Source organism: Corallococcus sp. AB032C, assembly GCF_003668935.1.
Lineage (GTDB): Bacteria > Myxococcota > Myxococcia > Myxococcales > Myxococcaceae > Corallococcus > Corallococcus exiguus.
The window spans coordinates 24174-34410 of sequence record NZ_RAWP01000106.1; the positions used below are offsets into that span (position 1 = coordinate 24174).

Annotated in this window: 7 protein-coding genes and 1 tRNA gene; 4 read left to right on the plus strand and 4 right to left on the minus strand. The window is 72.0% G+C overall.

Features of this window, described 5'->3' with window-relative positions:
* Positions 1-138 precede the first annotated feature (138 nt).
* The 3 genes from D7X99_RS33750 (at position 139) to D7X99_RS33760 (ending at position 3903) form a co-directional block, all read left to right on the plus strand.
* Entirely contained in the window at positions 139-1401 is a 1263-nt protein-coding gene (locus tag D7X99_RS33750) for a myxosortase-dependent phytase-like phosphatase (RefSeq protein WP_121781347.1), read from the plus strand.
* Between the two features lie 51 nt (positions 1402-1452).
* Positions 1453-3249 (plus strand): bifunctional UDP-sugar hydrolase/5'-nucleotidase, encoded by a 1797-nt coding sequence (locus D7X99_RS33755; RefSeq protein WP_121781348.1) that lies wholly within the window; start codon positions 1453-1455, stop codon positions 3247-3249.
* A 231-nt stretch (positions 3250-3480) separates the two neighbouring features.
* On the plus strand, positions 3481-3903 hold the full coding sequence (locus tag D7X99_RS33760; RefSeq protein ID WP_120581247.1) for a hypothetical protein: 423 nt from the start codon (positions 3481-3483) through the stop codon (positions 3901-3903).
* 150 nt (positions 3904-4053) lie between these two features.
* Here D7X99_RS33760 and D7X99_RS33765 read toward each other — a convergent pair whose 3' ends face one another.
* The 4 genes from D7X99_RS33765 to D7X99_RS33780 all read right to left on the minus strand — a co-directional run bounded on the left by D7X99_RS33765 (position 4054) and on the right by D7X99_RS33780 (position 9596).
* Positions 4054-6834 carry an Hsp70 family protein gene (locus tag D7X99_RS33765; RefSeq protein WP_121781349.1) on the minus strand — a complete coding sequence of 927 codons (2781 nt, stop codon included), beginning with the start codon at positions 6832-6834 and terminating at the stop codon, positions 4054-4056.
* Between the two features lie 25 nt (positions 6835-6859).
* Entirely contained in the window at positions 6860-8722 is a 1863-nt protein-coding gene (locus D7X99_RS33770) for an Hsp70 family protein (RefSeq protein WP_121781350.1), read from the minus strand.
* A gap of 88 nt (positions 8723-8810) precedes the next feature.
* Positions 8811-9425: a DUF2760 domain-containing protein gene (locus D7X99_RS33775; protein WP_121781351.1), complete on the minus strand. Its 615-nt coding sequence runs from the start codon at positions 9423-9425 to the stop codon at positions 8811-8813.
* A gap of 98 nt (positions 9426-9523) precedes the next feature.
* Positions 9524-9596: transfer RNA gene (locus tag D7X99_RS33780), tRNA-Ala, on the minus strand.
* Between the two features lie 202 nt (positions 9597-9798).
* Here D7X99_RS33780 and D7X99_RS33785 point away from each other — a divergent pair.
* A partial coding sequence (locus D7X99_RS33785) for a tetratricopeptide repeat protein (protein ID WP_368666249.1) occupies positions 9799-10237 on the plus strand: 439 nt, incomplete at its 3' end.

Sequence of the window (10237 nt, forward strand, 5' to 3'; positions counted from 1 at the left end):
GCCCTTGTCTGTTCGCTGGGAGACGCTGTTCGTTGTACCCGAGGCTTTCGCCTCCTGCCAACCGTTCCAGGGTTTCAGGGAACTTGAAGAGTGACGTGCCTATGCCTAGGTAGGGAGCGACCTGCCCAGGAGCCGCCCATGCGCAACCTCTCCCTCCCTGCATTGACGGCCGTGCTCATGAGCACGGCGGCGGGGGCCCAGACGGCTCCCGTGGCGGTGCCCTACACCGTGCAGACCCAGCCCGGGGCGCGCTCCGGGGGCGGCACGGTGAACGACGTGGCCCTGTGGGTGAACCCGGCCAACCCGGCCGATAGCCGACTCATCACGGCGGACCAGAACAACGGCCTGTTCACCTACGCCCTGGACGGCGGGGAGGTGCAGGGCAACACCGAGGGCACGTCCGTGAGCGTGGACGTGCTGGGCGGCTTCCCGCTGGCGGGCGGTACGAACGCGGCGCTGGTTCTCAGCGCCAACCCCACGCTGTCGGGGCTCGTTCCCTACGTGATGGATGCCACGGCGGATGGTGGCGGGCTCACCCGCCTGTCACCCACGGTGGCCCCGCTGGACGTGGGCGTCAGCTACGCGACGGTGCGGCTGGCCCGCGGGGCGGATGGGACCATCCAGGCCTTCGGTGGACTCGCGGCTGGCGGCCTGCGGCAGTTCGCGCTGACGCCCACCGACGGCGGCGTCACGGGGACCCCGGTGCGGGACATCCCGGCCGGTACGGTGCTGGGACTGGCGGTGGACCCGGCGTACCGCGCGCTGTACGTGGCGCAGCAGGGGCAGGGGCTCTACCGCTACGGCGCGGACGCGGACGCCGGCATCCTGGGCACGCAGGTGGTGGGCCTGGGGGACGGCGGCCTGACGTCCGTGGGGCGCATCGCGCTGTACGAGGCGTCCGGGGTGGATGGGTACCTCGTGGCGTCGGATCCGAACGCGAACACCTTCGTCGTCTTCGACCGGCGCACGCTGGGCCGGGTGGGCGCGTTCCAGCTGGTGCAGGACGGCGGCACGGACGCGGTGGAGCAGTCGCGCGGGCTGGTGGCCTACTCGGGCGCGCTGGGCACGGCCTTCCCGGAGGGGCTCTTCGTCGCGCATGACGGCGTCAGCAGCAGCACGTTGACCGACAACCTCAAGCTCACCTCGTGGGGCAACGTGGCGCGGGCGTTCTCGCCGCCGCTCATCATCGCGCAGCAGCCGGCGGACGGCGGCGTGGACGGCGGCACCGGCACTGACGGCGGTGGCGGCGTCATCGTCAATCCGGGCGACGGCAACCCCCATGGCGGTGGCGGCGGGACCGACGACGACAGCGGCTGTGGGTGCACCAGCACGTCGGTGCCGGCCATCGCGACGCTGGGGCTGCTGGCCATGTCGCTCCTGGGCCGCCGGCGCCGGAGCTGACGCTCGAAGCGGGTTGAAAGCGACAGGGGGGCGGGATGAAGTGCGCGCCCCATGCGCTCCTTCCGTTCCTCCGTCCTCGCGCTCGCGGTGCTCGCCTCCGCCTGCAAGGGCGGCCCGACGCCCGCTCCCGTCACCACCCCGCCCCCCGCGCCCGCCCCGGCCGAGCCCGTGCGGCTCACGCTGGTGGGCACCAACGACTTCCACGGCTGGGTGATGCCCCACCGGGCCACGCTGCCGGACGGGCAGAAGGTGGAGCAGGGGGGCGCGGCGCTGTTCGCGTCCTACGTGGCGCGGCTGCGCGAGGACAACCCGGGCGGCGTGCTGCTGGTGGACGGCGGCGACCTGTTCCAGGGGACGCTGGCGTCCAACCTGGGCGAGGGCGCCATCGTCGTCGACGTGTACAACCTGCTGGGCTACACGGCGGTCGCCATCGGCAACCACGAGTTCGACTACGGGCCGGTGGGCCCGGGGCCCGTGGCCACGCGTCCGGACGAGGACCCGCTGGGCGCGCTCAAGGCCCGCGTGGCGCAGGCCAGGTTCCCCTTCCTGTCCTCCAACGTCCGCGAGAAGGACGGCCGTCCCCCGGCGTGGCTGGGCAACGACGGCACCACGGTCGTCACCGTGAAGGGCGTGAAGGTGGGCCTGCTGGGCCTGTCCACGCTGCAGACGCCGCAGACGACCAACCCCGCGAACGTCGCGGGCCTGCGGTTCGAGTCCCTGGCCGACTCCGCGAAGCAGGCCGCGAAGTCGCTGCGCGAGCAGGGCGCGGAGGTGGTGGTCGCCATCGCTCACGCGGGCGGCAAGTGCACGGACGTGTCGAACCCGCGCGACACGTCCGGGTGCGAGCGCGACGACGGCGAAATCTACGCGGTGCTGGAGGCGCTGCCGAAGGGCGCGGTGGACGCGGTGGTTGCGGGCCACACGCACCAGGTCATGGGGCACTTCTTCGGCGACGTGCCCGTCATCGAGACGACGGGGCTCGCGCGCTCCTTCGGCGTGGTGGACCTCTTCGTGGATCCGAAGACCCACCGCGTGCTGCCCGAGCGCACGCGCATCAACGCCGCCATCCCGGTGTGCGGCGCCGTGGACGCCACGCTGAAGTCCTGTGATCCGCTGGTGCTGCGGGACGCGAAGGACGTGCGGCTGGTGCCGGCCACGTTCCTGGGCCAGCCGGTGACGCCGGACGCCCGCGTGGAGGCGCTGGTGGCCCCCGCGGAGGCGCGCGTGGAGGAGGAGCAGCGCCGCCCGGTGGGCGTGGAGACCCAGGCCCGCATGCCCCAGGTGTACGAGGGCGAGAGCGTGCTGGGCAACCTCATCGCGGACTCGATGCGGGAGGCGGCCCGCTCCGACGCGGCGGTGATGAACGCGGGCGGCATCCGGGCGGACCTGCCGCAGGGGCCGCTCACCTTCGGGAAGCTCTACGAAATCCTGCCCTTCGACAACACGCTCGCGGTGCTGGACCTGCGCGCGGACGAGCTGCGCCGCTTCCTGTCGCTGGCCTACGGCGGCCGCAAGGGCGTCTTCGCGGTGTCCGGGCTGGAGGTGACGCTGCGCGCGTGCCCGGGCCCGGAGCGCTTCCAGGGCGTGACGCTGCCGGGCGGCAAGCCGCTGAAGGCGAAGGTGACCTACCGGGTCGCGGTGCCGGACTTCCTGCTGCGCGGCGGTGACGGGGTGGGGCCCCTGACGTCCACGCTGCCACAAGAGCGTATCCACCTGTTGCAGGCGCAGGACCTGCGCGAGGTGCTCACCGCGTACGGCCGCGCCCACGGCAACGCGCTGAAGCCCCCGGCGCTCGGACGCGTGCACCTGGTGAAGGCGGCGGGGCCCTGCGCGGACGCGAAGCCCTGAAAAAGCGCGGCCGGCGTTGGAATTTTTCCCTCCGTGCTGATCCGCTGGGGCTGGATCGCGGCGCAACCCAGCGGAAGATCAGCACATGGCGCCCGGGGCCGAATTTTCGGCCTGGGATCAGTTTCCAACGGAGGGAAACCTCCCTACTCTAGGGCACGCGAGTTCCCTTGCAGGCGCGGCCCCGAGCCAGCGCGAGCAGGTTGGAGCCCGTGCGTGGGAGGGACAGAAGAAATGCTCTACAAAGTGACCCCGATGATGGTCCCCGCCGTGCCCGAGAAGAAAGAGGCACGCGAGCCGGGCCAGCCGCGCAAGCGGCGCAAGTCCTCCGTCTACGACGCCGACGGCCACGAGGTGTTGATCTCGCTGATGTGTCTGAAGTGCAAGACGCTCAAGCCGCTGGCGCAGTTCGGGCTGCGGAAGATGGCGGACGGCGCCATCCGCAACCAGCCGTGGTGCCGGGGCTGCCGCTCGGGCGCGGGCACGAAGAAGCCGAAGAAGGACGAGTCCCAGGCCGCCACCGTCCAGGTGCCCGCCGTCGCCGCCACGGAGCCCGTGCTCCAGGTCGTCGCCGCCGTGCCGCTCGACGCCGCGCCCGTGGCTCCGACGCTCGTCGACGCCCCGGCGGCCGACGCGACGCCCACCCCCCTGGTCTGATTCACCGCCCGGGATGATCCGCCCTGCTGGGGCGCGCACTGTTCGCGCCCCGCATGTGACGGATCCGCCCGGAGCCTCCGCTCGCTTCGAGCCTCCAGGCGGGTCGCTTCCCGCCGGGCGATGATCCGCCCGGCCAACCTGCCTCCTGCTTCAGGACAGCCGCAGGCCCGCCGGCAGCGTGTCGCCGAGCGCCCGGGCTTCGTCCGCCGCCTCCAGGGCCACCACTTCGCGCACCATCCGCACCCAGGTGTCGGAGGCCTTCGCGGCCACCAGCGCCTCGGCCGTGCGCTCGCGCAGCGCCGGATCCAGATCGCGCGTGCGGTCGCCGGTGAGGCGCGCGAGCTGGGCGGCGGCGAAGGGTGCGCCATCCACCTTGCGCAGGTCCAGGGACAGCAGCAGCTCCAGCCACGCCTCCGCCGTCTCCACGTCCACGACCTTGTGGCTGCTGCCGTACAGCGGCACGCGCGCGCCCAGCCGGCCCAGGGCCCACGCCCACGGGCCGCCGGAGCGGGACTCGGCCTTCAGCCGCGCGGCGATCCACCGGCCCACCTCCGCCTTGTCGCCCGGCGCCAGGTGCTCCAGCGATGCGGCGGTGCGGATCATCTCGTCCAACCCTTCCGGTTGGATGCCCTTCACCTTGCCGCCCTGCGTGGGCGCGTCTGGCGGCACGCGCCGGGCCAGGTGCGGCTGGAGGTAGCCGTACAGTTTCTGCTGTTGCGCTTCGGAGAGGCCGCCGGCGATGCGGCGCCACATCACCCAGAACTCCGTCCACACCGACTTGTCCGTGTGGTGCTGCACCAGCGCGTCGAAGAGGGTGAAGGTCTGCTCCGCGCGCCAGCCGTCCAGCGGGTAGCCGAAGCCGGGGCGCAGGCTGAAGCCGGTGAGGCTGTAGAAGACGCGCTCGTGGTCATCCGTGCGGCGGCGCTTGCTCGCGCCCGCGTAGAGCGTGCTCCACAGTTCGCGCAGCACGGGCACGCGCCACGTCTCGCGAGGGCCCAGCACCTTCTCCAGCGTGCGCGACAGCTGCTTCACGTCCTTGGGGCCCAGGGGCAGCGGCTTGTTGCCGTAGACGCGCTCCACGTTGTCCTTCGCCTCGGCGAAGCGCGCGGGCATGGACTCGGTGACGGTCAGCTCGTGCGAGCCGCCGGTGCCGCGCAGCTCGAACTCCAGGCGCCAGCGCTCGTCCGCGACGTCCGACACGCAGTACAGCTCCAGCGTGCCAATCTCCGTGAGCGCGGCCTGCAGGTGCACCGGCACGTCGCTGACCTTGCCGGACGCGCCCTTGAGCAGCGTGTGGATGGGCGGCAGCGGCTTCAGGTCCTCCGCCAGCGGCACCAGGTCCCCCGGCTTGTCAATGCGGTCGCTCGTCGTGCTGTAGAGCGCGAACTGCACCGGCCGGCCCAGGGTGAGCGTGAAGGGGCGCTCGCCCAGGTCCACCTTCTGGCCCTCCTCGAAGCCGCGAGGAATCAGGCACAACGTTGGCTGCTCCGCGCTGTCCGGGCCGCGCTGCAGACCCACGTAGTACGCGCGCGCCGCGCCACCGCCGATGCGCAGGCCGTGACCGCGCCGCACCAGCCCGTAGTACGCCGCGCCCCGTGCCACCGCGAGCTCCAGCGACTCGTGCTTGAGCAGCGGGATGCGCGGCGCCTGCGGCCACCACGCGGACAGCGCGTCCACCAGCCGCGCCGAAATCTGCGGCGAGTTGAAGACGCCGCCGTTGAGCAGGATGGCGTCCGGGCGGGGCAGGGCGCCTTCGTGCGACGGCGTCTCGCCCAGCGCGGTGAAGCCCGCCGCCGCGTGCTGCGCGAGGAAGGCCGCCAGGTGCCGCGTGACGGCCGGGTCCTGCACGTACGGCAGGCCCAGCTCCTGGAGCGCCATGCGCGCCGCGCGCCGGGGCCGTTCTCCGGGCGAGGAGAGGGGGAAGAAGCCGTCCAGCACCAGCGCGTGCGCCTCGTCGCGGCCCAGCTCCGTGGACAGCGTGCCGCCCAGCAGCCGGCTGCCCTCGCCGATGAGCGACACGCCGTACTTCTCCGGAGGCGTGCGCCCCAGCAGCTCTTCCTTCGCGGTGCGCGCGGCCTGGATGGCCTGCGTCCACTGCGTCGCCGACAGGCGCCGGCCGTTCTGGGTGAGCTTCTCCTCCATGCGCCGGGCGAGCGCCGCGTCCATGTTGTCGCCGCCCAGCATCAGGTGATCACCGACGGCCAGGCGCCGCAGCATGGGCCCTTCTGGCGACACGCCCGCGTGCACCAGCGTGAAGTCCGTGGTGCCGCCGCCCACGTCCACCACCAGCACCAGCCGCACCTGGGACAGCGTCTGCTCCAGGCCCGAGCGGTGGCGCGCGGTGTAGTCGTAGAAGGCCGCCTGCGGCTCCTCCAGCAGCGTGAACTTCTCCAGCCCCGCCTTGCGCGCCGCGCTCACCGTGAGGGCGCGCGCCGCCTCGTCGAACGAAGCGGGGACGGTGATGACCACCTCCTGCTTCGCCAGGGGCTCGTCCGGGTGCGCGAAGTCCCACGCCCGGGCCATGTGCGTGAGCAGCAGGGCGGACGCGTCCACCGGGGACAGCTTCTGCACGTCCGCGGGCGCGCCCCACGGGAGGATGGGCGCGGAGCGGTCCACGCCCGGGTGACACAGCCAGCTCTTCGCGGACGACACGAGCCGGCCGGGCACGCGCGCACCCTGCCAGCGGGCCAGCTCGCCCACGACATACGGGCCGCCGTCGTCACCCCAGGGCAGGCGCAGCATTTCCGGGGCCAGCTCGTGGCCGGCGGGGACGTAGACGGTGGACGGCAGGAGGGCTCGGGGCGCCACCTCGCCCTGGCGGACGAGCTGGGGCAGGGGGAAGTCCTCGACGGGCGCCCCCGAGCCTTTGCCTGGATCCACGGATGCCACCGCGCAATGGGTGGTGCCCAGGTCGATGCCGACGATTCGCATACGCCTCCGGTGTGCGGGGCCCCTTCTACTCCTTCATGCGCACGTTGAGCTCCAGCTTCCAGCGCCCGGATCCGTTCTTCTCCAGGCACCGCAGCTCCAGCGTGCCCACCTCCGTCACCGCCGCCTGGAGGTTCACCGGCGTCAGGTCGCCAAAGGGCGTGGGCTGTCCGGGCAGCGTCGTCTCGAGGGGCGCCACCTCCTCCAGCCCGCCGGACGCCAGCTCCGACTCCACGTCCTCCACCATCTCGCCCACGCGGTCATCGCGCCGCACGGACGACGCGAAGAAGCGGAAGCTGGTGGGCTCGCCCGTGACGAGTCCGAACTCCTGGGGCGGCACGTCCGCCTGCGTCCCTTCCTCCATGCCGAAGGGCGCCACGCACAGCGCCTTCACCGGCGGCTCCATGCCCGGCACCGCCGGCATCGCCGTCTCCACGCCCACGTAGTAGGCGCGCGCCGTGCCGCCGCGGATGCGCAGGCCGTGCCCCTGACGCACCCAGCCGTAGTACGCCGCGCCGCGGGCCACCGCGAGGTCCAGGTCCGCGCCCTCCAGCTCCTTCGCCGGGGGCGCCCCTTCCGCGGCGAGCCACTGGTTGAGGACCTCCATCACGCGGCCCTTCAGCGGCCCGGCCTTGAAGACGCCGCCGTTGAAGAGCACCGCGGTGGGGTGCAGGAAGCCCTTGCCCGCCACGTCCACCGGCGAGTCCGAGCTGGCCGCCAGCGCCTGCGCCTGCCGGGTGAGGAAGGCCGCCAGGTGCTTGGTCACCGCCGGATCCTGCGCGTACGGCAGTGCCATCTGAGCCAGGCCCGTGCGGCGCGCGGTGCGCGGAAGGTCCGCCACCTCCGTCACCGGGAAGAAGCCGTCCGTGAGGACGCGGTCCAGCTCCTCGCGCGTCAGCTCCGTGCGCAGCGTGCCGCCGATGAGCGACGAGCCCCGGCCCGGAATGGCGATGGGCACCTTGTCCACGGACGCGTCCGCGTACAGCGTCTCCTTCGCCTGCCGGCACCCGTAGGTGAGGCCGTTGAACTGCCACGCGTCCAGCTTGCGCCCGTCCGCCGCCATCCGCTGGTTGAGCGTGTGCGCCAGGGCGAGGTCCATGTTGTCGCCGCCCAGGAGGATGTGGTCGCCCACCGCCAGGCGCAGCAGCTCCAGGTCGCCTTCACGGTCCTTCACGGTGATGACGGAGAAGTCGGACGTGCCGCCGCCCACGTCCACCACGAGGATGACTTCCCCGGGCTGCACCTGACTGCGGAAGTTCTCCCCCATCGCCTCCAGCCACGCGTACAGCGCGGCCTGGGGCTCCTCGAGCAGGGTGATGTGCTCCAGGCCCGCCGCCTTCGCGGCCTCCAGCGTCAGGTCGCGCGCCGCCGCGTCGAAGGACGCAGGGACGGTGACGATGACCTCCTGCTTCGACAGCGCGTTGCCGGACTCCTCCTGCGCGCGGGCGAAGGTCTGGTCCCACGCCTCTTTGAGGTGGCGCAGGTAGCGCGCGGACGCATCCAGCGGCGACACGCGCTGCACCTCCGGCGGCGCCTGCCAGGGCAAGAGCGCCGAGCGCCGGTCCACGCCCGGGTGCGACAGCCAGCTCTTCGCGGACGACACCAGCCGCGTGGGCACCTTCGCCCCGTGCGAGCGGGCGAAGTCACCCACGATGACGCCCGGCTCCGGGCTCCACGGCAGCGCGAGGCTGCCCTCTGGGAACTCCTGCGCGCTGGGGAGGTAGAGGAAAGAGGGCAGCAGCGGGCGCGCTTCCACGGTGCCGGGCGCCGTCACCTGGGGCACGGGCAGCATGGACTGCGAGGGGCCGCGCGGCTTGCCGTCCTCGAGGTTGAAGTAGGACACCGCGGAGTGCGTGGTGCCCAGGTCGATGCCGATTGCGTATCGGGCCATATCGGTCAGGAACCCCGGGAAGGGGCCTTGTGGTTCCTCGAAGGGAAGGGGACTTCGGAGGATGCGCCGCCTGCTCCTCAGGCGGGCATCAGGCCAGCTCGACTTCCGCCGGCGCCAGCACGCGCGGCTCCATGGCGGGGCTGACCGTCGGGAACTTCACCTCCGTGGTCACCCAGCCGTGGTGCCGGAGCGTGCCGCCATAAGGAGGTTCGCCGGCGACATTGCCGGTGAGCCGGATGCGCTGCGCGTCGAAGCCCGGCGGCACCGTCACCTTGTCGCCCTCGCCCTGCGGCAGCACCGGCTGGAGCGTCAGGTACTGGTGCACCACCTTGCGGCAGCCCTCGTGGACGATGCGGGCCGCCGCGCCCACGTCCGCGTCCGGGAAGGCCGCGACGTTCTCCTGCACGAAGTCCAGGAAGCGGCCCTCGCGCTGGAGCATGGCCAGGAGCGACAGGGCGCTGGCGTGCTCGCGCTCGGGGGGCAGGGGAGCGGGCGCCACGGGCACCGGGACGACGGGCGTCTTCACCGGCGGTGGGGCCTGCGTGTCCCCGGACGGAAGCTCCTTGAGCTGGCCGGCGTCATAGGCGCGGCTGGTCGGCAGCACGGCCTGCGCGAATTCGCGGGACACGAGGCAGCGCCAGAAGCACAGCCAGGCGAGCCAGAAGCGGGCGAAGAACGACAGGGAGGCGGACGGGTCGGTCATCGGCCCCGGATAACAAAGCCGGAAGCCTTTGCAATTCGCCAACGACCTGAAATGCAAAGGGCCTCACGGTTTCCCGTGAGGCCCTTCGTTCTTCAGAGTGGAGGTGGACGGGATCGAACCGACGACCTTCGCATTGCGAACGCGACGCTCTCCCAACTGAGCTACACCCCCACATGGGGACTGCTGGCTGCCTGCTGCGCCTCGCGGGCGTTGGGTCCCGTGAAGTGAGTGGGCTAGTACCGGAGCCTCACCTTGCTGTCAAGCAGCTCGTTTCTGGCACCAACCCTGCGATTGACGTGCCGCACTGTGGATGCCATAAAAACCCCCTTCCAGTACCGCATCCTTCCCGGCCATTCCGGGCACCTTCTGGTTCATGTCCACCTCCCCATCGAAGACGTTGAGCCCCACCGAGCTCGCGAAGCTTGAGCATTCGTTCGCTTCCGACCCCTCGTCGGATGCGTACAAGCCCCTGGCGGAGGCGTACCTCGACCTGGGTCGCTTCATGGAAGCGATGGTCGTCTGCAAGAAGGGCGTCAAGGCGCACCCGACCGCGGCCGATCCCCGCATCCTCCTGGCCCGCGTCTACGCGGCGCAGAACAAAGACAAGAAGGCGCTTGAGGAAGTGATGGGCGCCCTCCAGGTGCAGCCGGAGGACAAGGCCGCCCTGCGCATGGCGGGCGTGCTGCAGATCAAGGGCGGCGAGGCCGACACCGGCCGCGGCAACCTGCTCAAGGCCTACCAGGCGGACCCCGGCGATCCGGAGACCGTCACGCTCCTCCAGCAGTACAAGGTGGAGATCCCCCGCCCCGCGG

Excerpts from the sequence above, each read along its gene's own strand:
- D7X99_RS33750 (WP_121781347.1), top strand. The coding sequence starts at position 139 with ATGCGCAACCTCTCCCTCCCTGCATTGACGGCCGTGCTCATGAGCACG.
- D7X99_RS33755 (WP_121781348.1), top strand. The coding sequence starts at position 1,453 with ATGCGCTCCTTCCGTTCCTCCGTCCTCGCGCTCGCGGTGCTCGCCTCC.
- D7X99_RS33760 (WP_120581247.1), top strand. The coding sequence starts at position 3,481 with ATGCTCTACAAAGTGACCCCGATGATGGTCCCCGCCGTGCCCGAGAAG.
- D7X99_RS33765 (WP_121781349.1), bottom strand. The coding sequence starts at position 6,834 with ATGCGAATCGTCGGCATCGACCTGGGCACCACCCATTGCGCGGTGGCA.
- D7X99_RS33770 (WP_121781350.1), bottom strand. The coding sequence starts at position 8,722 with ATGGCCCGATACGCAATCGGCATCGACCTGGGCACCACGCACTCCGCG.
- D7X99_RS33775 (WP_121781351.1), bottom strand. The coding sequence starts at position 9,425 with ATGACCGACCCGTCCGCCTCCCTGTCGTTCTTCGCCCGCTTCTGGCTC.